The organism is Amycolatopsis echigonensis, assembly GCF_014174495.1.
Classification (GTDB): domain Bacteria; phylum Actinomycetota; class Actinomycetes; order Mycobacteriales; family Pseudonocardiaceae; genus Amycolatopsis; species Amycolatopsis echigonensis.
This window is the reverse complement of the sequence record NZ_JACJHR010000018.1, coordinates 66,861-92,364: the sequence shown is the minus strand read 5'-3', so window position 1 is coordinate 92,364 and position 25,504 is coordinate 66,861. Positions and strand designations below refer to the sequence as shown.

23 protein-coding genes are annotated in these 25,504 nt (G+C 70.6%); 6 read left to right on the top strand and 17 right to left on the bottom strand.

Annotated features, from left to right (window positions below):
* Positions 1-441, bottom strand: a complete 441-nt coding sequence (locus H5411_RS15165) for an Hsp20/alpha crystallin family protein (RefSeq protein WP_183124152.1) — start codon at positions 439-441, stop codon at positions 1-3.
* A 478-nt stretch (positions 442-919) separates the two neighbouring features.
* Here H5411_RS15165 and H5411_RS15160 point away from each other — a divergent pair, with 478 nt between their 5' ends.
* From H5411_RS15160 to H5411_RS15150, 3 genes are all read left to right on the top strand, one after another.
* Positions 920-1,297 carry a hypothetical protein gene (locus H5411_RS15160; protein ID WP_183124151.1) on the top strand — a complete coding sequence of 126 codons (378 nt, stop codon included), beginning with the start codon at positions 920-922 and terminating at the stop codon, positions 1,295-1,297.
* 256 nt (positions 1,298-1,553) lie between these two features.
* Positions 1,554-2,750 carry a tRNA uracil 4-sulfurtransferase ThiI gene (thiI, locus tag H5411_RS15155; protein WP_312878282.1) on the top strand — a complete coding sequence of 399 codons (1,197 nt, stop codon included), beginning with the start codon at positions 1,554-1,556 and terminating at the stop codon, positions 2,748-2,750.
* Positions 2,751-2,882: 132 nt separating this feature from the next.
* Positions 2,883-4,868: an erythromycin esterase family protein gene (locus tag H5411_RS15150; RefSeq protein WP_183124149.1), complete on the top strand. Its 1,986-nt coding sequence runs from the start codon at positions 2,883-2,885 to the stop codon at positions 4,866-4,868.
* A 105-nt stretch (positions 4,869-4,973) separates the two neighbouring features.
* Here the strand turns inward: H5411_RS15150 and H5411_RS15145 are convergent, their stop codons facing one another.
* Positions 4,974-5,786: an ANTAR domain-containing protein gene (locus H5411_RS15145; RefSeq protein WP_183124186.1), complete on the bottom strand. Its 813-nt coding sequence runs from the start codon at positions 5,784-5,786 to the stop codon at positions 4,974-4,976.
* Positions 5,787-6,214: 428 nt separating this feature from the next.
* Entirely contained in the window at positions 6,215-6,673 is a 459-nt protein-coding gene (locus H5411_RS15140) for a DUF6292 family protein (RefSeq protein ID WP_183124148.1), read from the bottom strand.
* A 323-nt stretch (positions 6,674-6,996) separates the two neighbouring features.
* On the opposite strand from H5411_RS15140, the gene H5411_RS15135 reads away from it, so the two are divergent.
* Together H5411_RS15135 and H5411_RS15130 are read left to right on the top strand one after the other, a co-directional pair.
* Complete coding sequence (locus H5411_RS15135; protein WP_183124147.1) at positions 6,997-7,137, top strand: hypothetical protein; 141 nt, start codon at positions 6,997-6,999, stop codon at positions 7,135-7,137.
* A gap of 164 nt (positions 7,138-7,301) precedes the next feature.
* Entirely contained in the window at positions 7,302-8,396 is a 1,095-nt protein-coding gene (locus tag H5411_RS15130) for a hypothetical protein (RefSeq protein ID WP_183124146.1), read from the top strand.
* 68 nt (positions 8,397-8,464) lie between these two features.
* On the opposite strand, the gene H5411_RS15125 is transcribed toward H5411_RS15130, so the two are convergent.
* From H5411_RS15125 to H5411_RS15115, 3 genes are read right to left on the bottom strand one after another with little or no spacing between them, the layout of a single operon-like run.
* Positions 8,465-9,604 carry a chorismate-binding protein gene (locus tag H5411_RS15125; protein ID WP_183124145.1) on the bottom strand — a complete coding sequence of 380 codons (1,140 nt, stop codon included), beginning with the start codon at positions 9,602-9,604 and terminating at the stop codon, positions 8,465-8,467.
* Entirely contained in the window at positions 9,601-10,449 is an 849-nt protein-coding gene (gene purU, locus H5411_RS15120; RefSeq protein ID WP_101433897.1) for a formyltetrahydrofolate deformylase, read from the bottom strand. The genes H5411_RS15125 and purU overlap by 4 nt, the downstream gene beginning before the upstream one ends.
* A gap of 10 nt (positions 10,450-10,459) precedes the next feature.
* Entirely contained in the window at positions 10,460-11,833 is a 1,374-nt protein-coding gene (locus H5411_RS15115) for an L-serine ammonia-lyase (RefSeq protein WP_183124144.1), read from the bottom strand.
* Between the two features lie 110 nt (positions 11,834-11,943).
* Between H5411_RS15115 and H5411_RS15110 the strand changes: the two genes are divergently transcribed.
* A complete protein-coding gene (locus H5411_RS15110; RefSeq protein WP_101433899.1) occupies positions 11,944-12,618 on the top strand; it encodes a GntR family transcriptional regulator in 675 nt (224 codons plus the stop codon).
* Positions 12,619-12,641: 23 nt separating this feature from the next.
* Here the strand turns inward: H5411_RS15110 and folP are convergent, their stop codons facing one another.
* The 11 genes from folP to H5411_RS15055 form a co-directional block, all read right to left on the bottom strand.
* The gene (folP, locus tag H5411_RS15105) at positions 12,642-13,478 is read right to left on the bottom strand and encodes a dihydropteroate synthase (RefSeq protein ID WP_183124143.1); all 837 of its coding nucleotides are present in this window, start codon (positions 13,476-13,478) and stop codon (positions 12,642-12,644) included.
* Positions 13,475-14,323, bottom strand: coding sequence for a bifunctional 5,10-methylenetetrahydrofolate dehydrogenase/5,10-methenyltetrahydrofolate cyclohydrolase (locus H5411_RS15100; protein WP_183124142.1), 849 nt, complete (start codon positions 14,321-14,323; stop codon positions 13,475-13,477). The genes folP and H5411_RS15100 overlap by 4 nt, the downstream gene beginning before the upstream one ends.
* Positions 14,320-14,940 carry a cyclodeaminase/cyclohydrolase family protein gene (locus tag H5411_RS15095; RefSeq protein ID WP_183124141.1) on the bottom strand — a complete coding sequence of 207 codons (621 nt, stop codon included), beginning with the start codon at positions 14,938-14,940 and terminating at the stop codon, positions 14,320-14,322. Before H5411_RS15095 ends, H5411_RS15100 begins: the two co-directional genes overlap by 4 nt.
* A 23-nt stretch (positions 14,941-14,963) precedes the next feature.
* Positions 14,964-17,438: a GcvT family protein gene (locus H5411_RS15090; RefSeq protein WP_183124140.1), complete on the bottom strand. Its 2,475-nt coding sequence runs from the start codon at positions 17,436-17,438 to the stop codon at positions 14,964-14,966.
* A gap of 40 nt (positions 17,439-17,478) precedes the next feature.
* Positions 17,479-18,069 carry a sarcosine oxidase subunit gamma gene (locus H5411_RS15085; protein WP_101433904.1) on the bottom strand — a complete coding sequence of 197 codons (591 nt, stop codon included), beginning with the start codon at positions 18,067-18,069 and terminating at the stop codon, positions 17,479-17,481.
* Positions 18,062-20,776 (bottom strand): 2Fe-2S iron-sulfur cluster-binding protein, encoded by a 2,715-nt coding sequence (locus H5411_RS15080; protein ID WP_183124139.1) that lies wholly within the window; start codon positions 20,774-20,776, stop codon positions 18,062-18,064. Before H5411_RS15080 ends, H5411_RS15085 begins: the two co-directional genes overlap by 8 nt.
* 82 nt (positions 20,777-20,858) lie before the next feature.
* A complete protein-coding gene (locus H5411_RS15075) occupies positions 20,859-21,140 on the bottom strand; it encodes a sarcosine oxidase subunit delta (protein WP_101433906.1) in 282 nt (93 codons plus the stop codon).
* Positions 21,141-21,151: 11 nt separating this feature from the next.
* Positions 21,152-22,381, bottom strand: coding sequence for a sarcosine oxidase subunit beta family protein (locus H5411_RS15070; RefSeq protein ID WP_183124138.1), 1,230 nt, complete (start codon positions 22,379-22,381; stop codon positions 21,152-21,154).
* Complete coding sequence (locus tag H5411_RS15065) at positions 22,378-23,676, bottom strand: serine hydroxymethyltransferase (protein WP_183124137.1); 1,299 nt, start codon at positions 23,674-23,676, stop codon at positions 22,378-22,380. Before H5411_RS15065 ends, H5411_RS15070 begins: the two co-directional genes overlap by 4 nt.
* Before the next feature lie 111 nt (positions 23,677-23,787).
* Entirely contained in the window at positions 23,788-24,414 is a 627-nt protein-coding gene (locus H5411_RS15060; RefSeq protein WP_101433909.1) for an MBL fold metallo-hydrolase, read from the bottom strand.
* A complete protein-coding gene (locus H5411_RS15055) occupies positions 24,411-25,499 on the bottom strand; it encodes an S-(hydroxymethyl)mycothiol dehydrogenase (RefSeq protein WP_101433910.1) in 1,089 nt (362 codons plus the stop codon). The genes H5411_RS15060 and H5411_RS15055 overlap by 4 nt, the downstream gene beginning before the upstream one ends.
* Positions 25,500-25,504: the final 5 nt, after the last annotated feature.

The window sequence follows — 25,504 nt, the reverse complement described above, 5'->3', positions numbered from 1 at the left end:
TCAGGCGTCGATCTCCTTGCGGTCAGACCGCCCGCCGCTGATCTCGATCTTGCGGGGCTTGGCCTGCTCGGCGACCGGGATCCGCAGCGTCAGCACGCCCGCCTCGTAGGAGGCGTTGATGTGGTCGGTGTCCAAGGAATCCCCGAGGAACAGCTGCCGGGAGAACACGCCCAAGGGCCGTTCGGACACCTGCATCTCCACCGACTGATCGGTCATCGCGGGACGGCGCTCGGCCTTGACGGTCAGCACGTTGCGCTCGATGTTCAGCTCGATCGCGTCGGGGTCGATGCCCGGCAGGTCGAACGCGATGACGAATTCGTCGCCGACGCGGTACGCGTCCAGCGGCATCGCCGCGGGCCGCGACCAGGTCCCCGCGACGCTGTTGAAGGCCTGCTGGGCCATCCGGTCGAACTCGCGGAACGGATCGGTGCGCATCAACATGACGTTTCCTCCCTGTCGTGTCAGCTGTGGTGTCGACGCACACCACAGATCTAGCATGTCGTCGAAACGATGACAAGCGTCGATGTCACTGAAAAGACGACATCATCGAAAACGGCGCGATGGACACCCCCGTCGTCGAGGCACTCGCCCTGGTCCAGGGCGTGGTGAAGCGAACCCGCGCGGGCACGGCGAGGCCGGGTCGGCACCGTGCGCGGCCTCGCCAGCAGGGTCGGTTGCAATCGCGACACGGGAGTGCTAAATCAGAATTAGCACTCTAAGCCATCGAGTGCTAACCGAGAGCCAGGCGGCACGACCGCCTCGGCGCCGCGCCCGAACTCCGCACGCCGGGAGTCTGTGATGATCGCTGTAGTCCTCTTCGCCATGACCGTCGTCGGCTGCGTGGTCGCGACCATGACCGCCGCGCGCCGCCACCACGTCTGAACCCCCGCCCCCGCCACGAACGGAGGACCCGGAACCCATGGGGCTCGACAAAGTCTGGATACAGACCCTCAGCGACGGCCTCCTGCGCGCCGACCAGGTCGTCGGGCTGACCTCGCACGCCACGCCGTCCTTGCCGGGCAAGGCGCCGCGCTGGCTGCTGGACGCGACCGTCGCTGTCGCCGCGGGCAGCGGAGCCGGCGGAAACACCTGGGACATCGGCATTCTGCACCGGCCCCTCGCCCAGACCGCGGACGAGCCGACCGAGGCGCCCGAAGCACTCGCCCGTCTCCTCGCGCGGCTGGACCAGCCGGGAGTCGCCGGAATCATCACCCCGTCGGCCACCAGGCACGGAGTCGAATTCTCCTTCACGTCGTTCGCCGAGGACACGGCCGAACCCGCGTCCGGCACCGGCTGAGCCGCGCCACCGGACCGACCCGGGAATCGGGAGAATTCGCCGCTGCAGCGCGAGAACCAGCCAGTCGGCGGGGAGCGGTCGACGCTTGAGCGGCCCGGCCCCACACGGCCATACCTCCGGGATGCCTTGCCGCCAATGGCTTTCTCCGACCTCGGCGCTCCGTTCCCGGCTCGGCCGGTGCGGTCATCGCCTCCCCACGCGGGTGCGATTCCTCACCGGATGTTCGAACGGACCGTCCGGTGGTATTGGTACTTTCGTGAGGGAATCCGGTTGTGTACTCCTGAAATACGGCGAGCTGGCCCTCAAGGGCCGCAACCGGCGCCATTTCGAGGACCGGCTCGCGGAGAACGTGCGGCGCGCGCTGGCCGACGTCGCCGGGGTGCGGCTGCGCCGCCGGGCGGGCCTGCTGGTGCTCTCCGCGCGCGCCGAGCTCGACGAACTGGTGCGGCGTGCTCGCGATGTCCCCGGGGTGAGCGTCGTCCAGCCCGCCGTGCGCGCGGGCAAGACCGCCGACGAGGCCGCTGCCGCGGCCGTAGACCTGCTCCGGGCCGAACCCGAGCGCACCTTCCGAGTACGGGTGCGCCGCCGGGACAAGCGGTTCCCGATGACCTCCGAAGAGCTGGCCGCGCAGGTCGGAGCCCAGGTGGTGGCCGAGCTCGGCCTTCCGGTCGACCTGGAGCACCCGGATGTGACAGTGACGGTCGAGGTGGACGAGTTCGAGATCTTCGTGTCCGCCCAGCGGCTGCCCGGGCAGGGCGGACTGCCGGTCGGCACCGGCGGCCGGGCCGTCGTCCTGCTGTCCGGCGGCTTCGACTCGCCGGTCGCGGCCTACCGCATCTTGCGGCGCGGGGTGCACTGCGAGTTCGTCCACTTCACCGGCGCGCCCTTCACCGGGCCGTCGTCGGCCTACAAGGCTTACGCCCACGTCCGCAGCTTGCGCCGGTTCCACGGCGATGCCCGCCTGCACCTCGTGCCGCTCGGCAAGGCCCAGCGCGCGCTGGCGAACGCGGGGGTGGGCGAACTGCAGATTGTCGCGCAGCGGCGGCTGATGATCCGCTGTGCCGAGGCCCTCGCCCGCCGGCTGCACGCCGACGCGCTGGTCACCGGCGACAGCCTCGGGCAGGTGGCCAGCCAGACGCTGCCGAATCTGGCCACGATCGACGACGCGGCGACCCTGCCGGTGCTGCGTCCGCTGCTGGGCTGGGACAAGACCGAGATCATCGCCGAGGCGCGGCGGATCGGCACCGCCGACGTGTCCGCGCTGCCCGACGAAGACTGCTGCTCCCTGCTCACGCCGCCGTTCGTCGCGACCCGCACCACCCCTGGCCAGCTGACCGACCTCGAAGGCCACCTCGACCTGCCGTCCACTGTGGACGGCCTGCTGGACCACGCCCAGGTTCTGCGGCCGGGCGCGGACGAGCACGAGGCCGCGCTCGGGGTCGTCGAGAGCTGATACTGCAACGGCACCGTGCGGCGTTCCGCACCAGTCGCTGCCCCCGGGACCCGCGCCTGCCCGACCACGTTTCGGTGCGCCACAGCCGGAAATCCTCGGATCGGCGCTGGAGACTGATCCGAGGAGGCACCGATGTCCGATCGACTGTTCCGCGACCGTCGTGACGCCGGCCAAGCCCTCGCCCGTCTCCTCGCGGATTATCGGGATGATCCGCGGGTTCTCGTGCTCGGCGTGCCGCGCGGCGGCGTTGCGGTCGCCTATGAGGTGGCGACGGCGCTCGGGGCTCCGCTGGACGTGTTCGCGGTGCGCAAGCTCGGAGCGCCGGGACGCGAGGAGCTGGCGATGGGCGCGGTCGCCAGTCGCGGCGTGACAGTGGTCAACGACGACGTGGTGCGCGGCCTGGACATCTCGCCGCAGGTGTTGCAGCGGGCCGCCGAGCGCGAAGCACGCGAACTCGCCCGGCGCGAGCGGCTCTACCGGCAGGGGCGGCCGATGCCGGAGGTCGCCGGCCGCACCGTCATCCTGGTCGACGACGGCCTGGCGACCAGCGCGAGCATGCGGGCGGCCATCCGGGCGCTGCAAGAGCTCCGGCCGGGCCGGGTCGTGGTCGCCGTGCCGGCAGCGCCTGAGTCCACCTGCGCCGAACTGTCGCTCGCGGTCGACGAGGTCGTCTGTGCCACCACGCCGACGCCGTTCTCCGCGGTCGGCACGGCATACCAGGACTTCGCGCAGACCACCGACGACGAGGTCCGCGGCCTGATGCGAGCCGCCGAGCCACCCACGCCGGCGCACGCGCCCACCGCGGTCGCCGCCGTCCGCGCGGCCGCGCAGCCGGTCGAGAACGGGGTGCCGAGCGAGCAAACCCTGCTGGACCTGGTCGGCGACGCGCATCTCGTGCTCATCGGCGAGGCGTCCCACGGCACTCACGAGTTCTATGCCGCCCGCGCCGCCATGACCCGCACGTTGATCGAGCAGAAGGGTTTCAACGCCGTCGCGATCGAAGGCGACTGGCCGGACGCGTACCGCGTCAACCGGTTCGTGCGCGGCCGGAGCGACGACGACGTAGCCGAGGAGGCGCTGCGCGGATTCCAGCGGTTCCCGACCTGGATGTGGCGCAACACGGTGGTGCTGGACTTCGTCGGCTGGCTGCGCGAGCACAATGACCGCCTCGCGCGCGATGTCGACAAGACCGGCTTCTACGGCCTGGACCTTTACAGCCTCCACCGCTCCATCGAGGCGGTGATCTCCTACCTGGAGAGCACCGATCCCGAAGCCGCTTCGCGCGCCAAGAAGCGCTACGCGTGCTTCGACCATTACCGCAGCGACGACGGTCAGTCCTACGGCTTCGCCGCGGCGTTCGGCGCGGGCCAGACGTGCGAGGACGAGGTCATCGCGCAGCTGCAGGAGCTGCGGCAGGCCGCGCCCACCGGTGACCTGCTGGCCGAGGACGAGCACTTCTACGCCGAGATGAACGCTCGAACGGTGCGCAACGCCGCCGAGTACTACCGGGCGATGTTCGGCTCGTCGGCCGAGTCGTGGAACCTGCGCGACCGGCACATGGCGCACACGCTCGACGCACTCGCCGGGCACCTGAGCAGGAGGCGCGGCGAACCGGCGAAAGTCGTTGTCTGGGCGCACAATTCGCACCTCGGCGACGCTCGGGTCACCGACCTGGCCGCGCGCGGCGAGCTCAACCTTGGCCAGCTCGTCCGGGAACGGCACCGCGGCGACAGCCGCAGCATCGGCTTCAGCACCTACGCCGGCACGGTGACCGCCGCCGACGACTGGGGTGGTCCCGCGCAACGCAAACGCGTGCGGCCCGGGATGGCCGACAGCATCGAGGAACTCGGGCACGACGTCGGCGATGAAGGGTTCTGGCTCGACTTCCGCGCGGCCCCGAAAGCGGCCGACGCCCTCCGCGCCCCGATGCTCGAACGCGCGATCGGGGTCGTCTACCGGCCGCGGACTGAGCGGCAGAGCCACTACTTCCACGCGCGGGTGCCCGACCAGTTCGACGCGCTGATCCACCTCGACGACACGCGCGCGCTGGCGCCGCTGGAACGCACCGCCCGCTGGACAGCTGGCGAAGTACCCGAGACCTACCCGTCCGCGATCTGAGCGGCGCGGACAGCGATCTCCGTGACCTGGCGAGCCGCCGGGACGCCGCGTGCTGGCCAGGGTGACCCGCACGAGCCACCAGGACGTCGTCGTCCCGCACCGAGGTCAGCGGTCCGTCGGGTCGATTTCGGTGTGGCGGCTGGCCAGCATGGCGGCGAGTTCGGCGAGTTTGACGTTGAGCTGCTGGGAGGTTTCCCGCAGCAGGTCGAAAGCCTCGTCGGCGCCGATGCCGCGCCGGTGCATCAGAATGCCTTTCGCCTGGCCGATGACGTCGCGGCTGTCGAGGGCGCGGCGCAGCTGCGCCTCCCGCAACTCCGCGCGCTCGACCGCCTCCGTCCCGGCCAGCGCCAGCGACGCGTGCGTGGCCAGCAGAAGCGCGATGTTCGCCGCCTCCGGCCCGAGCAGACCGCGCCGCCTGCTGTAGATGTTGAGCGCGCCGGCCAGCCTCGGCGGACGCGCATCAGGCAGCAGGGTGGTCGCCAGCACCGCGACGAACCCGTGGTTGGACGCTGCCTTGGCGAAGTCCGGCCAGGCGCGTTCCCCCGCCAGGTCGTCGCTGTGCACGTGCCCCGGCCCGTCCAGCCGCGCCGCGTCCACGCAAGGCCCCTCCCCCGCCCGGTACTGCACCTGGTCCAGCTCGCTGGCCACCGGATCGGTCTCGACCGGGGTGAAAAACTCCCCGCTCGGGGAACGCAGCGTCACCGACACCAAATCGGCGCCCTCCACCAACCGGTAGGTCGCGTCCACCACCCGTTCCAGCACCTCGCCGACGCTGGTGCACGCCAGCAACCCCCGCGTCAGCTCGGTGAACTGCGCCACCAGCGGGCTCGGAAAGACGCCGCCGGGGTAGCGGCCGCGGTGCTCGGCCTGACGGACGAACTCGGCCCGGTCCCGAGCCCACGGATCTTCCTCGGCCATCGAGAGCACCTGCTGTGTTTCTCCACGTCCCGCGCCGGTCATGGACGATATGGTGGTGGCGGTGACCCTTCAGGCGCAGCCGAAGGCCCTGACTCCCGTGTCCCGCACGGTCTGCTGACAACGAACCGACCGTAACACGCGCATCGCGAGAGATCCGGCAAATCTCAGCTGCCTGCCGACGGTGCGATTCCAGCGAACTCCCTGTGCTGCCACGAGTACCGCCCGCTGAGACGGGTACCTCACCGCGGAGGTCGCAGTTCTGCCCGGGCATGGCTGCGACCAGGCCCCGCCGGTTGACAACCACAGCCGGCGGGGCCGTCTCGCCCCCCAGGACTGCCTGAAGCGCACACCGGAATCGCCGTTCGCCCGCGGAGCCAGTCGATCGCCGCTCGTCAGCGCCCCCGCTCGGGGCAGCCGGCTCCGGGCGGCTAGGAGACTCCAGGCGTCGGAGCGGGCGGATATCGGCCGTTCGAGCCCCGCGCGTTCCTTCGGCGCTCCGGAACGTCCGCGGCGGGTTTGGGCCCGCAGTCCTGCCTGCTCCGCGTGGCGTTCTCGCGGGGCCGTGCCAGCTCCGCCAGCGCTTGACGGACCCGGCGGGCCACCACGACGGCAGCCGGTCGTACCGGTTTCGGCCAGTGGGCGAGGACCACCGGCTCCTCCGCACCTTGGGGTTCGAGCGCGAGGCACCACCCGCTGTCCTCGGCCCACTGCAGCATCAGGAACCGGTCCGCGTGCCGCGGGCATCGGTCGGCCAGCGCGACGTAAGCGGTCGACGGGCTGCTGTGCTCGCTCCAGGACGCGGACGGCTCGACATACAGCAGCACTGCGACGGCCTCGACGTAGCTGCGCAAGGCCTTGATGTCGGCGTGTCCCGGATCCGGTTTCACCGGTGCGAATGCCTCCTTCCGCGACCGCTTCCCACAGCAGAAGCGCCCACCCATTCGCTGTACCCGCTTTGCGCCTCGTCATTCTTGCGACAACGGAAGCGGCACCGTCGCCGAGCGTGTGTCGTGCGCCGAGCTGCCCGGGGTCGTTCCACGATTGGACGTGGCGCTGCCGTTCCTGTCCTCGTTAGCTGTAGGCGGCTTTGCGGTGAGCAGATAGTCCCGGACGCCGATCGGATGGCCGAGGGTGGCGGCCTGGTAACCCGGCGGCGTGAGCTGAGGGAGGGTTCGGACGGTATCAAAATAAAACGAATGGTCGTTCTTTTATGCCGAGAGTCACTCAAGCCCACCTCGACGCCGAAGCGTTCGTGGCCTTCTGCGACGGCTGCCGCCAGCAACTCGCCGTCCGCGGCGACCTCGACCCGGCCCCGTTCGCCGCGGCGATCCTGGCGGCCATCGAGTCGTGAGGACGACGCGACCCGCAGGCGGGGCTGCCCGCAGAGTGCTTGTCACGACAGCGCGCGAGAGGTCGACGCGGACCGGAGCGGCTGATGACGTTCGTGGGCGCGCGTACTAATCTCTTGCTCACTCGGGTCCGATCAGGAGCCGCCTGGTCAGGACGGATTCGCCGATGAGCGCAGTCCCCGCTGCCGACACGCCGCCGGTGCCGGACCGCGTCGTCGCCGTCGAGCCGGAAGAGGGCCGTCCGTCCGGACAAGACAGATGGTTCGCGCTAGGCCTCCGCGGGCGGCGGAGCACGCGGTACATCCGCGTCCTCGTCCCGTTCGCCTGCTTGGCGGTGTGCGTCGCGATAATCGTGTTCGCCCGGTCGAAGACTTACCTCGCTCTTCCCGCCGTTGTCGCCGTCCTCGCCGCCGCCAGGCTCCGGTTGCTCGCCCGGATCGCCTTTCGTTCCCCGCAGAAGGTGCGGAAGCGGTTGCTCGACCTGCCGTTCCGCAAGGTGCTCGTGGACGACGACATGCTCCGGGCCACGAAGCGTGCGCTCTACCTGAGGCTGGCGAACGACCAGTGGTTCCGCGTCGGCCCGCCCGCGGTGAACGGCTTGACCAACAGCCGGGGTTACGTCTGGGCGGTCGGCCCCGAGCCTTCGGGCCGTGCGGGGTTCGTGGTGCCCGGCGTAGTGACGCCAGCCGTTCTGCGCGCCCGCACACTGCCAGGCTCGGCGCGTCCGGTGCCCCCTCGGATACCGGATCCGACCCGCAACGCGCTGTTCCACCTCATCATCCGGCTCTACCGGCCCCGGATCATCGCGGACGCCGGCCTGAGACTCGCGCTGGCGGTCTGGCTGGGCGCCACCTACGCGCCGCTGCTGCTGCGCCCCTACCGGAAATCCGACGAACTCCTCGGGTTCGCCACGTTCTTGGGGCTCTATCTGGCCGCCACCCTCGTCTGGACGTCAGCGGTGTCCCTGCGCCACTGGCTGATCCGCGCACCTCGGGCAGCCCGGACAACCTCATGGACCCCGTTGCGGATCGTCTCCGACTCGGTGAGAAACGGCGGCGATCGCGGGAAACTCTCCTGCCGGGTCACCTCACCGGAAGGAACCCGCGCGGCGTGGCTCGCCGGAGTCTCCCTCGTCGCCTCAGCCCGGGCGTCCGGGGTCGTGTGGGTAGCGGGCCATCCGAAAAAGGGCACTGTCTTCATCGGACTGCCCGGCTACCCGGTCCTCGGCCACGCGAAACTCGGGCGCATCGAGCGCGACTGACCGGCGCGGCACGGATTCCTCGCCGTCACGACCGAACCAGGGCAAGGACCGAGACGGATCCGCCCCCTTCAGCCTCGGCCGACGGGCACCCGGGCCAATGACTCGTCCCGTCGCAAGATTTGTGCCTTGGCCAGCAGCTCGCGATGTTCCGCGTCCGCACTCGAGCCCCAGGTGATTCCGCCGCCCACCCCGTACTCCGCCGTGCCTGCCTCACGATCGACCACAGCGGTGCGGATCGCGACGCTGAACCGGGACCGGACCGGCGCGCTCGGCGGCGCCGCCCAGCCGATCGCTCCACAGTAGACACCTCGGGGCGTGTTCTCCAGTTCCCGGATCAGCGTCATGGTGCGAGCTTTCGGCGCACCGGTGACCGATCCGCACGGGAAGAGCGCGGCGAACAGGTCCGGCAATCCGGTCCCGGGCCGCAGCCTCGCGGTCACCTCGGAGGTCAGCTGCAGCACGGTCGGATACCGTTCCACTCGCAGCAACGACGGCACCGCTACGCGGGCGACGTCGTTGCGCATCAGGTCCACGATCATGATGTTCTCGGCGCGTTCCTTCTCGTCGCTGCGCAGCTCGCGTGCCCGGGCACGGTCGTCGGACGGGGTCGGCCCGGCGGGGGCGGTTCCTTTCATGGGCCGTAAAAGCAGCTCGTCGCCGCGGCGTTCGAAGAACAACTCGGGGCTCGCGCTGGCGATCACGAACCGGCCGGTGTCGAGGCGGGCGTGGCAGGGACCTCGTTGTGCCGAACAGAGATCCCGATACAACCCAGAGGGGTCACCGAAGAACGGTCCGCGCACGCGCACGGTCAGATTGGTCTGATACGTCTCCCCCGCGGCGATCTTCTCGCGCACCCGGTGCACGAGGCCGTGATACTCGGTACGCGACCAGTGCTCACGCCAATGCACGTCGTACTCGTCAACGGACGTCGACGAGATCGCCTCCTGCGGCTGGTCGGTCACGCCGAACCACACCAGCGGCAGGCCTTCCGGTGGCTCCGGATGCACGTCCAACCCGTACGCGGCCGCGGCCTCGTACGCAACAAAGCCGTAGGCCCACTTTCCCCGCGCAGTCGCCGCTTCGACGGCTTCCAGCACTGGCACCACGTCCGCCGGCCGATACGCGGCCAGGATCCCGCTGGGCGCGGCGAACCGCAGTCCGGTCCCGGCGCGCAGGTCGTCGAAGCGCGCCGGGCCGGGTGGCGTCATGGGAAGACGACCGTGCTGTGGCCGTTCAGCAGGACTCGTCGCTCGCAGTGCCACCGCACGGCCCGCGACAACGCGAGCGCCTCCGCGTCGCGGCCGACTGTCTGCAGCGCACGGGGATCGTAGGTGTGGTCGATCCGGATGACCTCCTGCTCGATGATCGGCCCCTCGTCGAGGTCGGAGGTGACGTAGTGCGCGGTCGCGCCGACCAGTTTCACGCCGCGGCCGTACGCCTGGTGGTAGGGCTTGGCGCCCTTGAAGCCGGGAAGGAAGGAGTGGTGGATGTTGATCGCCCGGCCGTACAGCGCCTTGCTGGTCTCGTCCGACAGGATCTGCATGTACCGGGCCAGGACGACGAGTTCGGCGTCGAACTCGTCGACCAGCCGCAGCAGCCGCGCCTCGGCGTCGGCCTTGGTCTCGGGTGTGACCGGCACGTGCACGAACGGCAGCCCGGCCGCCTCCGCCATCGGCCGCAGGTCCTCGTGGTTGGACACCACGGCGACCAGGTCCGCGCCAAGACTTCCCGCGCGCCAGCGGAAAATCAGGTCGTTGAGGCAATGCCCGAGCTTGGAGACCATGACCAGCACGCGCGCATTCCGGTTCGCGCTGAACGCGTAGGTCATCTGGAATTCCGTGGCGATGTCCGAGAAGGCGCGCGACAGCGCGTCCAGGTCCGTTTCCTCGGGGGCGCTGACCTGGGTCCGCATGAACAACCGGTCGCTCATCGCGTCGTCGAACTGCTGGTGCTGGCCGATGTCGCACCCGTGTTCGTAGAGAAAGCCGCTGACGGCGCGCACGATGCCGGTGCGGTTGGGGCAGCTCAGGGTGAGCGTGAACGAATGGGTCATCGGGAGCTCCTCAGCATTCGACGATGTTCAGGGCCAGCCCGCCGCGGGCGGTCTCCTTGTACTTGTCCTTCATGTCCGCGCCGGTCTCGCGCATGGTCTTGATGGCCTTGTCCAGGGACACGTGGTGCGCGCCGTCGCCGCGCACCGCCAGCCGCGCGGCGGTGATCGCCTTCACCGACGCGACCGCGTTGCGTTCGATGCACGGGATCTGCACGAGCCCGCCGACCGGGTCGCAGGTGAGGCCGAGGTTGTGCTCGATCCCGATCTCGGCGGCGTTCTCCACCTGCTCAGGCGTGCCGCCGAGCAGTTCGGCGAGTCCCGCGGCGGCCATCGAGCACGCGGAACCGACCTCCCCCTGGCACCCGACCTCGGCACCCGAAATCGACGCGTTCTCCTTGAACAGCAGGCCGATCGCGCCCGCGGTGAGCAGGAAGCGCACGGCCTGCTCAGGCGAGAACGACGGCAGGAATTTCGCGGCGTAGTGCAGCACTGCGGGCACGATCCCGGCGGCGCCGTTCGTCGGCGCGGTCACGACCCGGCCGCCGGCGGCGTTCTCCTCGTTGACCGCGAGCGCGAACAAGGTCACCCATTCCATGGCGCGCAACGGATCGTCTTCGTCCACACCGGATTCGAGCCGTTCGCGCAGCCGCGCCGCGCGCCGCCGGACCTTGAGCCCGCCGGGCAGCACTCCGCCGGTGCGCGTGCCGCGGTCGACGCATTCGCGCATGACCGCCCAGATCTCCAGCAGTCCGGCGCGAATCTCGTCTTCGGTGCGCCACGAAAGTTCGTTGGCGAGCATCAGGTCGCTGATCCGCAACCCGGACTCGGCGGTCAGCGCCAGCAGTTCGTCGCCGGTCGTGAAGGGATACCGGACCGGCGTGGCGTCCGCGACCAGGACCGGCCGGCCCGCCTCGTCTTCGTCCAGCACGAATCCGCCGCCGACCGAGTAGTACTCCCGCCGCTCGATGCGCGTCCGGTCCGCGTCGAACGCCTCGAACACCATGCCGTTGCTGTGGAAGTCCAGCCGTTTGCGGCGATGCAGCACCACGTCGTCGTCGGGCGAGAACGCGATCTTGTGCTCGCCGCCGAGGCAGAGCAGCCCTTCGGCGCGCACCGCGTCCGCCGCCGGGCCGGCCGCGACCGGATCGACGAGATGCGGCTGCTCGCCGGACAGCCCGAGCACCACCGCCTTCACGCTGCCGTGTCCGTGCCCAGTGGCGCCGAGCGAGCCGAACAGCTCGCATCGGACACGCCGCACCCGCGGCAGCTCGCCGGCCGCCCGAAGCCGTTCGACGAACTCGTACGCCGCGCGCATCGGCCCGACCGTATGCGAGCTCGACGGGCCGATCCCGACCTTGAAGAGGTCGAACACGCTGATCGTCATCGTCGCTCCCGGAGTTCTCGCGGCACCGGCGACTTCAGACACCGGATTGATGTATCAACACTGGCCGCGGTGGACATCACGCCGCCGATCCTGGGTTTCCCGGGCTTACCATGGGTTTCGTGACCCTTGCTCGCGATGAACCCGACCAGCTGCCCGCGTCGCTCGCCGACCGCGCTTACGCGGCCATCCAGGACCAGCTGATCATGCTGGACATCCCGCCGATGTCCGCGATCGACGACGCCGCGTTGAGCGCCTCGCTGGGCGTCGGCCGCACGCCGGTCCGCGAGGCGCTCAAGCGCCTGGAGACCGACCGGCTCGTGGTGTCCTACCCGCGCCGCGGGACGTTCGCGACCGCCGTGGACATCACGGACCTGGCCTATATCTCGGAAATCCGCGTCCAGCTCGAGCCGCTGGCCGCCCGCCGGGCCGCGGACAGCGCGGCCGGACCGGTGCGGACCCGCCTCGCGGAGCTCGCCGACGACCTCCAGGACACCGACGCCCGCGCCCTGGACCGGGACACCCTGATGAAGTGGGACCTGCGCGTGCACCGCGCGATCTACCGGGCGGCCGGGAACCCGCATCTGGAAGACACCCTGGTCCGCTACAACAACCTCGCCACCCGGATCTTCTGTCTTTTCCTCGACCGGATGCCGCATTTCGACCAGCACGTCGAGGAGCACGTCGGCCTGCTGCGCGCGATCGCCAGTGGCAAGGCGAAGACCGCCGAACGGCTGGCTCGCGAGCACGTGACCGGCTTCGAGAAAGCCGTGCGCGCGGTCATCTGACGCCGCCTGCGCGGCTGCCGTGGTCATGCCGCCGCCAGGACGGTGAGCGCGTCGGCCGTCGCGGCCACGTCGTGGACGCGGAGGATCTTCGCCCCGCGCTGCGCCGCCACCATCGCCGCGGCGACCGAGGCGGCCTCCCGCTGCCCGACCGGGCGGCCGGTCAGCCGGCCGAGCATCGCCTTGCGGGAGAGCCCGGCCATGACCGGCGCGCCGAGGTCGGCGAACCGGCCGAGAGACCGCAGCAGCGCCAGGTTGTGCTCCAGCGTCTTGCCGAATCCGAACCCCGGGTCGACGACCAGGTGCTCGCGCGGGATCCCGGCCCGCAGGCACGCGTCCATCCGGTCGCGGAGGAACTCCCGCACCTCGGCCACGACATCGTCGTAGCGCGGGTCCTGCTGCATCGCGTGCGGCGGCCGCAGCATGTGCGTCAGGCAGACCGGCACGCCGAGCCGGGCCGCCGTCTCCACCGCGTCCGGGTACCGCAGCGCCCGCACGTCGTTGATCAAGACGGCTCCCGCCCGGACCGCCGCGTCCATCACCTGCGGCCGGGAGGTGTCGATCGACAACGGCACGGGCACGCGGGCGGCCAGCTGCTCGATGACCCCGGTGACCCGGTCCAGTTCTTCCTGGAGCGAGGGCGGATGCGCGCCCGGCCGGGTGGACTCGCCCCCGATGTCGAGCAGGTCGGCGCCCTCGTCGGCGAGCCGGAGCGCGTGGTCGAGGGCGGCGGCCGGGTCGCGCCCGCCGTCGGAGAAGGAATCGGGCGTGACGTTGACGATTCCGCAGACCAGGTGCCCTGGCCGGCTCAGCTTCCCCAGCAGTGTCTCGTGGGCGGGAGACCGCAGCGTTCCTGTCGTCACGGGAATCTCCCGGCTGCCGATTGGATGGTCTGCCGAAGCAGCAGGGCGGTCGTCACCGGGCCGACTCCGCCGGGCACCGGGGTGAGCCCGCCCGCGCGGCCGGAGACGGCCCGTTCGTCCACGTCGCCGACGAGCCCGCCGTCGGCCGTCGGGTTGGTGCCGACGTCGACGACGATCGCGTCCGGGCCGACGTGCTCGGCCTTGATCAGGCCCGGCTGGCCGACCGCGACCACGAGGACGTCCGCCGGGCGGGTCAGTGCGGCGAGGTCCTTGGTGTGGCGGTGGCAGACGGCCACGGTCGCGTCCCGCTGCAACAGCAGCTGCGCGGCCGGTTTCCCGACGACGTTCGACCGCCCGACCACGACCGCGGTGCGCCCCGCGAGCGGGACGTCGTAGTGGTCCAGCAGCGCGAGCACCGCGGCGGCGGTCGCGGGCGCGAACGCCGGAAGCCCCGCGCTCAGTCTGCCCAGGGAAAGCGGATTCGCTCCGTCGACGTCCTTCTCCGGGGCGATCGCCGAGGCGAGATCTTCGAAATGGGCACCGTCCGGCAACGGCGTCTGCAGCATGATCCCGTGCACGGCCGGATCCTCGCTCAAGGCCGTCAGCGCGGCGCGGATCTGCCCGGGCTTCGCCTGCGGCCCTAGGTCGACGACGTCGCAGTCGATGCCGGTTTTCCGCGCCGCACCGGCGATCGAGCGGACGTACCACGCGCTCGACTCGTCGTCGGTGGCGACGACCACCGCGAGCCGGGCCGAGGTCCCGGCCCCGGTCAGCGCCGCCGCGGCCGCGGTGACTTCCGCGCGAAGGTTCCGGGCCAGTTCGGTCCCGCTCAGCACCGCGGTCATCGGGCGATCACCTCCCGCACCGCGGCGGTCAGCGCGTCGGCACGCGCGAGGAGATCGTCGACCGGCGCGAGCGCACCGGACAGTTCCGCGCGCGCCTCGGCGTCGGTGATGCCGGCGAGGTTGATCTCGACGTTCACCCGGGCAGTGGAGGCAGCGGCCCGGGCCGCGTCGGCGGACGCCGCGACGTCGCTGACGACGTTCCGGTTGCCGATCGGCAGCAGTTGCTCGGCGAGCCCGAGCACTTGCTCGGCCACCGCGAGCACCGCGGCCGGGACTCGTCCCGCCGCGATCAGTGCGTCCGCGATCGCGGCGGAGCGGGCCGCCTTGTCGGAGTCGGTCGCGCGAGGCAGCGCGTAGGCCGCGCCGACCCGGCTGAAGACGGCGATGTCCTGTTCGGCGAGCACCGAGGCCTGCTCGCGCAGGTCGTCGGCGCTGTCGCAGATTTTCGCGATCGTTCCAGCGTGCTCGGCGTATTTCGGGCCGACGCTGTACCGGGCGACCATGCCGGCGAGCGCGGCGCCCTGAGCCGCGTGCAGTGCCGCGCTCGCTCCGCCGCCGGGCGCGGGCACCCGCCCGGCCAGCGAATCCAGGAACGCGTCGAGGGTTTCCGTGCGCATGGGTGTCGTCCTGTTCTCGCCGCTCAGCGACGGATCCGCGCCATTTCCGGGTCGACCAGCGGTTCCGCGGTCACGGTCGCCCGCACCCGCCGGTCGAAGTACTGGATTTCCACCTGGGTGCCGACCGTCGCCGACGCGGGCAGCCAGGCGTACGCGACCGGCTTGCCGATCGTGTGCCCGAACGCCGCGGAGGTGACGTACCCGGCCGGTTCGCCGTCCAGGAACACCGGCTCGTGCCCGAGGACCACGCTGCGGCCGTCGTCGACGGTCAGGCAGGCGAGGCGGCGGGACACGGTGTCGTTGCTCAGCTCGGCGACCGCGTCGCAGCCGACATAGCCGGTCTTCTTGGCGTTGACCGCGAAACCCAGCCCGGCTTCGTACGGGTTGTGCTCGGTGTTCATGTCCGAACCCCAAGCGCGGTAGCCCTTCTCCAGGCGCAGGCTGTTGAACGCGGCCCGGCCCGCGGCGATCACTCCGAGCGGACGACCGGCTTCGAACAGCGCGTCCCACAGCCGCTGCCCGTATTCGGCGCTGGTGTAGATCTCCCAGCCCAGTTCGCCCACATAGGACAGTCGCATCGCGACGACCGGGATCCCGGCGATGGTCGCGTGCTTGAGCCGGAAGTACTTCAGCGCCTCGTGGGAGAAGTCGTCGTCGGTCAACGGCTGGACCAGGTCTCGGGCCAGCGGCCCCCAGACCCCGACGCAGCAGGTGCCGCCGGTGATGTCGCGCAGCTGCACGCTGCCGTCCGCGGGCGCCTGCCGGCGGAAGTAGTCCAGATCGAGGTTTCCGTTGGCGCCGACCTGGAACAGCTGCTCGCCGAGCCGCGCGACGGTCAGGTCGCTGCGGATCCCGCCGGCTTCGTCCAACGCCAGCGTGTAGGTCACCGACCCGACCGACTTGTCCATCTTGCCGGTGGTCAGCCGCTGCAGGAACGCCACCGCGCCGCTGCCGAAGACCTCGATCCGCTTCAGCGGCGTCATGTCGTACATCGCCACCGCCGTCCGCGTCTTCCACGCTTCGGCCGCCGCGATCGGCGAATGGAACATCGCCGACCACGCGTCGCGCGACGGCGGCTGCCATTCGGCCGGCAACTCCTTGACCAGGCGGGCATTGGCCTCGTACCAGTGGGGCCGCTCCCACCCGTGCGCTTCGAGGAAGAACGCGCCGAGTTCCTTCTGCCGCGCGTGGAACGGGCTCACCCGCAGGTCGCGCGGCGACAGCTTGGGCTGCAACGGGTGCAGCACGTCGTAGACCTCGACGAAGTTCCGCTGCGCGGTCTCGTCCACATAGGACTGAGTGGTTTCGATCTCGTCGAACCGGTGCACGTCGCAGCCGTGCAGCTCGATCTCGCTGCGGCCGTCGACCAGCAGCTGCGCGACGGAGCGCGCGACGCCCGCGGAATGGGTCACCCACACCGCTTCGGCGATCCAGAACCCGGCCACGTCCGGGGATTCCCCGACGAGCGGGCCGCCGTCCGGGGTGAACGACATGATCCCGTTGAACCCGGTGTCGATCTTGCTGTCCCGCAGCGAGGGCAGCAGCTGCTTGCTGGCCTCCCACGACGGCGCGAAGTCCTCTTCGGTGAACGGCAGCATCGACGGCATCGCCGCCTCGGTGAGGTCGCCGTCCTCGACCTCGGGCAGGTCGCCCAGCCGCACCGGCATCGGGCGGTGCGCGTACGTGCCGATGCCCAGCCGGTCGTTGTGCTCGCGGTAGTACAGGTCGCGGTCTTGGTGGCGAAGGATCGGCAGGCGCGCTTCGATCTGCTCGTCGTTGCGGCCGACGAGCCCGGCGACCTGCCCGGTGCGCGCGTACTGGTGCGCCACCGGCAGCAGCGGCACCCGCATCCCGGCCAGTTCGCCCACCGCCGGTCCCCAGAACCCGGCGCACGACACGACGATGTCGGCCGGGATCTCGTCCCCGGCGGCGGTCCGCACGCCGGTGACGCGCCCGCCCTGCTGGAGGACTTCCGTGACGCGCGTCGAGCCTCGGAAGACCGCGCCGCGCGACTGCGCGCGCCGGGCCAGCGCCGTGACCGCCCGGGACGCCTTGGCCAGGCCGTCGGTGGGCGTGTGGAACCCGCCGAGCACCTGGTCGCGGTCGAGCAGCGGGTACAGCTCCGCGCAGCGCTCCGGTCCGACGACCTCGCCGGGCACGCCCCACGAGGTCGCCCAGCCCTGCTTGCGGTGCAGGTCGGCCAGCCGCTCCGGCGTGGTCGCAATCTCCAGTCCGCCGACCTGGTTGAAACACCAGGCGCCGTCGACGTCGAGGCTCTTGAACTTCTCGACGGTGTAGGTCGCGAAGCGGGTCATGGTCCGGGATCCGTTGGTCTGGAAGACCAAGCCGGGCGCGTGCGAGGTGGAGCCGCCGGCGAGCGGAAGCGGGCCTTGGTCGAGAACGGTGACCTCGGTCCAGCCGCGCTCGGTGAGCTCGTCGGCGAGGTTGGCGCCGACGATCCCGGCTCCGATGACGACGACGCGGGGGGTGGTGCTCATGGGATCTCTCCTGAAGGGGACGGCCGCTGCGGGAAAAGTGCTAGGGGGCGCGGAATTCCTCGGCCGCGTCGAGCAGCCATTCGGCGAGGTAGCCGGCGAAGGACGGCCGGACGAAGAGCCGCAGGTCGTCCTTGCCGAGGGCGAGCAGCAGCACGCCGGCCTGGCCGACGGCGGTCTGCGCGCAGGCGCCGGCGGGGAACTTCGCCGGCCGCAGGTCGAGCGAGCAGCCGAAGGACAGCAGCTCCCGCGCCTTGGCCCCGCGCAACCGCAGGCTGGTCCGTTGCGCGGACACGTCGACGACCGCGCCGTCGTAGGCGGACACGACCCAGCTCAAGTCTTCCTCGAGCTCGTGCGGCAGCGCGTTCGCGTCCGTCACCAGCCATTCGTCGGGACCGAGCCACACCAGCTGGCCTTGACCGGTCGGGGTCCAGGTGTTCGGTTCGGTCGGCAACGCCGCGCCCAGCACCCGGCCCAGCGCCGCGAGGCCGCACCCGTCCGGGTCGACACGGACATCGACGGCGGCCACCGGATTCTCGGCGTCGACAGTGCAGCCGGCGATCTCGTCGCCGAGCGCATCGAGGGCGGGCTGCCAGGCGGTGAGCGGGTGGGTGCGATACAGGACGTCAGCCATCGCGGCGGGCTCCTTCCGGGTCGACCAGCACGGTGCTGCCGATTTCGGCCTCGACGAGGACGCCGCCGACCGGGACGTGCACGACGTCCCCGACGCGGGCGCGTCCGTTCTTCACCAGGGCGAGCGCGAACGGCCGGCCCAGCTCCGCGCTGCGGTAGCTGGAGGTGACGTGTCCGAGCATCGGCACCGGCGGGTCGGGCAGCTTCCCGTCCGGGCAGCGTTCCACGATCTGCGATCCCTCCGGCAGCCGCGTGCTGCGGTCGGTGGGCAGCAGCGACACGAACTGCTTGCGCAGCGGATTGTGGTTCTCCGGCCGGGAAAACGAGCGTTTGCCGATGAAGTCTTCCTTCTTCTTCGACACCGCCCAGCTCATGCCGAGATCCTGCGGGCTGACCGTGCCGTCGGTGTCCTGGCCGATGATCGGGTAGCCCTTCTCCGCGCGCAGGACGTGCATGGTTTCCGTGCCGTAGGGCGTGATTCCGTACTGCTCCCCGGCCGCCAGCAGCCGCTCCCACAACGCCGGCGCGTACCAGGAGTTGACGTTCACTTCCCACGCCAGCTCGCCGGAGAACGAGATCCGCGCCAGCCGCACCGGCACTCCGTCCAGCACGGTGTCCTGCCAGGACATGAACGGGAACGCGTCGTTGGAAACGTCGACGTCCGGGAACACTTCGGCGAGCACGTCGCGCGAACGCGGCCCGACGACCGGGAACACCGACCAGTGCTCGGTGACCGACGCCAGATACACCTTCAGGTCGGTCCACTCGGTCTGGAGCCACTCCTCCATCCAGTCCAGCACGGCCGCCGCGCCGCCGGTGGTCGTGGTGACCAGATACCTGTTCTCCGCGATGCGCAGGACAGTGCCGTCGTCGAGCAACATGCCGTCGTTGCCGCACATGACGCCGTAGCGGACCCGGCCGACCTTCAGCGTGCTCATCATGTTCGTGTAGAGCCGGTCGAGGAACTCGCCCGCGTCCGGTCCTTGCACGTCGATCTTGCCGAGGGTGGACCCGTCGAGCATGCCGACCCCGCCGCGGACCGCGGCGCACTCGCGCAGCACCGCGGCGTCCATGTCCTCGCCCGGCTGCGGGTAGTAGCGGGCCCGCTTCCACTGGCCGACGTCCTCGAACACCGCTCCGGCCTCGAGGTGCCAGTCGTGCAGCGAGGTGACCCGTTCCGGGTCGAACAGGCTGCCGCGCTCGCGTCCGGCCAGCGCCGCGAAGGCGACCGGCGTGTACGGCGGTCGGAACGTGGTCGTACCGAGTTCCTCGATCGGGCGGCCGAGCAGTTCGGCAGTGATGCCCGAGGCGAGCACGCCGGACGTCTTGCCTTGGTCGTGGGCGGTGCCGATCGTGGTGTAGCGCTTGACGTGTTCCACCGAACGCAGCGCCGCGCCGACCGCGCGCCGGATGTCGGCGACGGTCGCGTCGCGCTGGATGTCCACGAACTGCCGTGCCGGATCGCCGTCGGTGCGCCAGAGGATCTTGGTCGGAGTGGCTGAGTCGAAGTCCCCGTTCGCGGCCCCGATCACAGCGACCCCGGGCAGCGGAGCGGCCGGGCGGAACGCGCCGAGTGCCGCGTCATAAGCCAGCGCGCCCTTGATGTGGCTGAACAAATGCACGGTCGGATTCCAGCCGCCCGAGACCAGCAGCGTGTCCGCGGGCAGCCGCACCCGTCCGTCCGGGGTCGTGGCGAGCACCGCGGAGACCCGGGTGCCGCCTTCGGTTCCGGTGACCACAGTGGACGGATGCACGGTCACGCCGTGCGCGTTCGCCCGCGCCTCTTCCTCGCGCGGCAGCGTGTCGCGCGCGTCCAGGACGGTCACGTGCGCCCCGGCGCCGGCGAGGTCGACCGCCGCCGCGTAGGCACGGTCGTCGCTGGTGAACACGACGACCTCGCGGCCGACGAGAACGCCGTAGCGGTGCAGGAAGTCCCGCGCCGAGGAAGCGAGCATGATCCCGGGCCGGTCGTTGTCCTCGAACACGATCGGCCGTTCGTGCGCGCCCGTCGCGACGACGACGTGCTGCGCGCGGATCCGGTGGACCCGCTGCCGGGCGCCCGCCGCGTCCGGTCCGAGATGGTCGGTGCGCCGCTCCAGCGCGAGGACGAATCCGTCGTCGTACTGGCCGAACGCCGTGGTGCGCTGCAGGTGCAGCACGTCCGGGTTCGCCGCCAGTTCGGCCACGACGTCTTCGACGAACTCCGGTGCCGGTTTGCCGTCCAGTTGTTCAGTACCGGTCAGCATTCCGCCGGGTGTAGCGCGGTCGTCGACCAGCACCACGCTCTGCCCCGTTCGCGCGGCTGACCGGGCGGCGTGCAGCCCGGCCGGTCCGGCGCCGATCACGAGGGTGTCGGTGTGGGTGTGCTTGCGGTCGTACCGCGCGGTGTCGGCGATCTCGGCCAGCCGCCCCTGCCCGGGCACGCCACGCGCGACGAGTCCGTCGACCAGTTCCACGACCGACGCCTGCAGCATCGGTTCGGGGAACGGCTCCTCGATCTGCACCAGGCCGGTCGGGTCCTCGGTCCACGCCGCGCCGATCCCGCGCGGTCGGCCGAATTTCACGCTGGTCCCGAGGCGATGCACGCCGTTGGCCAGCAATGCCGACGCGAGCGTGTCGCCGGGATGCCCGGTGTAGCTGCGGCCGTCGAAGGTGAACGTGAGCGTCTTGCTCCGGTCGACGCGGCCGTAGCCGTTGACTCGGCTCATGCCGTCGCCTCCTTGAGGAGTTTCACGCTGGCTGTCCGGGAGGCGACAGCATGAATGGCGATGATTCGCTGGCAAGCGGCGCTCATGCGGTCACCTCCGGGCGCGGTTCGCCGATCCGATACGTGGCAAGGAATGCGTAGCTGCGGGTGTCGCGGACGGCGTTGAACCATTTGCGGCACCCGGTCGCGTGGCTCCAGCGTTCGGCGAACGGGCCCTTGGGGTTGTCGCGGTAGAACACGAACTCGGCCCATTCCTGGTCGGACAGGTCCGCGGGCCGGGCGGGATAGGCGACCTCGGCCTGTCCGCCGTAGTGGAATTCGGTTTCCTCGCGCGGCCCGCACCACGGGCAGCGAATCAGTTGCATGGCAAGTCCTCTCAGTGCGCGACGGCTGCGGCGCCGTGCTCGTCGACGAGCGCACCGGTGGCGAAACGGTCGAGGCCGAACGGCGCGACGTACGGATGCGGCTCGCCGTGTGCGACGGTGTGCGCGAAGCACCAGCCCAGTCCCGGCGTCGCCTTGAACCCGCCGGTTCCCCACCCGGCGTTGACGAACACGTTCTCGTACGGCGTGTGCCCGACGATCGGCGACGCGTCCGGCGTGACGTCCACGATCCCGGCCCACGACCGCAGCAGATGCGCACGCGCGAACACCGGGAACAGCTCCACCGCCGCGGCCATCTGCCGCTCGATGATGTGGAACGCGCCGCGCTGGCCGTAGCCGTTGTAGGAATCCACGCCCGCGCCCATCACCAGCTCGCCCTTGTGCGCCTGCGAAACGTAGACGTGCACCGCGTTCGACATCACGATCGTCGGATGCACCGGCTCCAGCAGCTCGGACACCAGCGCCTGCAAGGGATGCGACTGCAACGGCGACCGCACGCCCAGCTGGTCGAGCAGCACCGAGGTGTGCCCGGCCGCGCACAACGCGACCGTCCCGCACCCGATGTCGCCGCGGCTGGTCCGCACGCCGGTGACGCGGTCGCCGTCCACGGTGAACCCGGTGACCTCGCAGTCCTGGATCAGGTCGATCCCGGCCTCGTCGGCGCGGGTGGCGAAACCCCAAGCGACGTAGTCGTGTTTCGCGATTCCCGCGCGCGGCTGGTACGTCGCGCCCTGCACCGGATACCGGATGTCGTCGGACACGTTCACGATCGGGCAGATCTTCGCGACCTCGTCCGGCCCCAGCCATTCCGCGTCGACGCCGTTGAGCTTGTTCGCCTCGACCCGGCGGACGGAGTCGCGCACGTCCTGCTCGGTGTGCGCGAGGTTCAGCACGCCGCGCTGGGAGAACAGGATCGGGTAGCCGAGGTCGTCCTCCAGCCCTTCCCACAGCTTCAGCGCGTGCTCGTAGATCGCCGCCGACTCGTCCCACAGGTAGTTCGAGCGGATCAGCGTCGTGTTGCGGGCCATGTTCCCGCCCGCGAGCCAGCCGCGCTCCAGCACCGCGACATTCGTGATGCCGTGGTTCTTGGCCAGGTAGTAGGCGGTCGCCAGGCCGTGCCCGCCGCCGCCCACGATCACGACGTCGTAGGTCTTCTTCGGTTCCGGGTTGCGCCACAGGAAATCCGGGTGTTCGGGCAGGTGCGCACCGGGTGCGACGGTCATGCGACCACCTCCGGGTAGAGCGGGTGCCGCTCGGCCAGTGCCGAGACGCGCGCGGCCAACGCGTCCAATTCGGACTCTCCGGTCTCCGGCCGCAAGGCCAGCGCGATCACGTCGGCCACCTCCGCGAAATCCTCGGCGCCGAACCCGCGCGCGGCCAGCGCCGGCGTCCCGATCCGGACGCCCGAGGACACCATCGGCGGCCGCGGGTCGAACGGGACCGCGTTGCGGTTCACCGTGATTCCCGCGCGGTGCAGCCGATCCTCCGCCTGCTGACCGTCCAATGCGGACTCCCGCAGGTCGACGAGGACCAGATGCACGTCCGTCCCGCCGGAGACCACCCCGACGTTCTCCTCCGCCAGCAGCCGCTCGGCCAGGATCTTCGCCCCGGCCAGCGTCCGCTCCTGCCGCTCCCGGAAAGCGGGCTCCCCGGCGAGCTTGAACGCGACCGCCTTCGCCGCGATCACGTGCTCCAGCGGACCGCCCTGCTGTCCCGGGAACACGCTCGAGTTCAGCTTCTTGCCCAGGTCCGCCGTCGCCAGCACGACCCCGCCGCGCGGTCCGCCGAGGGTCTTGTGCGTCGTCGAGGTCACCACGTGCGCGTGCGGCACCGGCGACGGATGCAGCCCCGCCGCCACCAGCCCCGCGAAATGCGCCATGTCGACCATCAAGTACGCCCCGGCCTCGTCGGCGATCCGGCGGAACTCCGCGAAGTCCAGCTGCCGCGGGTACGCCGACCACCCCGCGACGATCAGCTTCGGCTGGTGTTCCTTCGCCAGCCGTTCCACCTCCGCCATGTCGACGAGGTGGTCGCTCTCGCGCACGTGGTACGGCACGGGAGTGAAGTACTTACCCGAGAACGTCAACCGCATCCCGTGCGTCAGATGTCCCCCGTGCGCGAGGTCCAGGCCCAGGAACGTCTCGCCCGGCTTCAGCAGCGCGTTGAGCACCGCCGAATTGGCCTGCGCGCCCGAATGCGGCTGCACGTTCGCGAACTCCGCGCCGAACAGCGCCTTCGCCCGGTCGATCGCCAGCTGCTCGACCTCGTCGACGTGCTCGCAGCCGCCGTAGTACCGGCGGCCTGGGTAGCCCTCGGCGTATTTGTTGGTCAGCACCGAGCCCTGCGCCTGCATCACGCTGAGCGGCGCGAAGTTCTCGCTCGCGATCATTTCCAGCGTCCGCCGCTGCCGGCCCAGCTCCCGGCCGACCGCCGCGTGCACCTCGGGATCCGCTTGAGCCAGCGGAAGCCCCAGCACCTGAGCGGCGCTGCTCTCCTGACGATCGACCGTGACGGACATGCGGCAGTCCCCGATTCCTTCGTAGTAGACGATTGATATATCAGATAAGGGTCAGGCTAAGTCGGCGAGGAGAGCCGGGTCAAGAGCCGTTCCGGGGCGGTTTCCGGGTGATCAGTGCCCGCGCGCGAGCCATTCCGCGAGATGCGGGGCTTCGGCGCCGATCGTGGTGCTTTCGCCGTGGCCGGTGCGCACTGCCGTGTCCTCGGGCAGGGTCAGCAACGTGTCCCGGATCGAGGCGATGATGGTGTCGAAGCTGGAAAACGACCGGCCAGTGGCGCCGGGGCCGCCCTGGAACAGAGTGTCGCCAGTGAACACGGTCTTGAGCTCCGGTGCGTACAGGCTCGTCGAGCCGGGCGAATGCCCTGGCGTGACGAACGCCCGCAGGTCGATCCCGCCCGCGGTCAGCACTTCTCCGTCCCGGAGTTCCCCGTCGGGCCGGCGATCCGGATGGGTCAGCGCCCACAGCGGCGCTTCGTCGGGATGCAGCAGAATCGGCGCGCCGAAGGTGTCCGCCAGCACCGGTGCCTGGCCGATGTGGTCGTCGTGCCCGTGAGTGCACACGATGGCGACGACCCGCCGGTCCCCCACCTGTTCCGCGATCGCCTTCGCGTCGTGCGCCGGGTCGAGGACCAGGACCTCCCGGTCGTCGCCGATCAGCCAGACGTTGTTGTCGACGTCCCAGGTGCCGCCGTCCAGCGAGAAGGTGCCGGAGGTGACGAGGTGCTCGATCGGGTTCACAGGACCACCACCGAGCGCAGCACGTTCCCCTGCCGCATCTTCTCGAACGCGTCCTCGACGGAGTCCAGCGCGATCTCCTCGGAGACGAACTTGTCCAGCGGCAACCGGCCCTGCAGGTGGAGGTCGACCATCGCCGGGAAGTCGCGTTCCGGAAGGCAGTCGCCGTACCAGGAGGATTTCAGCGCGCCGCCGCGGGAGAAGTACTCGATCAGCGGAAGTTCCGGTGCCGTCATCTCCGGCGTCGGCACGCCGACCAGGACGACGGTGCCGGCCAGGTCCCGGGCGCGGAAGGCCTGTTTCCACGTCTCCGGCCGGCCCACCGCGTCGATCACGACGTCCGCGCCGAAGCCGCCGGTATAGCCGACGATCGCCTCGACCGCGTCGAGATCCCGGGCGTCGACGGTGTGCGTCGCGCCGAATTCCTTGGCCTTGTCCAGTTTCCGGGGATCCCGGTCGACGGCGATCACCGTCGTGGCTCCGGCCAGGACCGCACCGGCGATCGCCGCGTCGCCGACCCCGCCGCAGCCGATGACCGCGACCGAATCGCCGCGGCCGACCCCGCCGGTGTTGATCGCCGCGCCGAGACCGGCCATCACCCCGCAGCCGAGCAGGCCGGCGACCTGGGGCGGGATCCGCGGATTCACCTTCGTGCACTGCCCGGCCGCGACGAGCGTCTTCTCCGCGAACGCCCCGATGCCCAGCGCCGGGCTCAGCTCCTGCCCCGACAGCAAGGTCATCTTCTGCTTCCCGTTGTGCGTGTCGAAGCAATACTGGGGTTTGCCCTTGCGGCACGCGCGGCACTGCCCGCACACCGCGCGCCAGTTCAGGATCACGAAGTCGCCGGGGGCCACGTCGGTCACGCCTTCGCCGACCGATTCCACCGTCCCGGCGGCCTCGTGTCCGAGGAGAAAGGGAAACTCGTCGTTGATGCCGCCTTCGCGGTAGTGCAGGTCGGTGTGGCAGACCCCGCAGGCCTGGACGCGCACCACCGCCTCTCCCGGGCCCGGGTCCGGCACGACGATCGTCTCGACCGACACCGGTTTGCCTTCGGCGAGGGCGACGACGCCCTGAACGTGCTGTGCCATGGTGC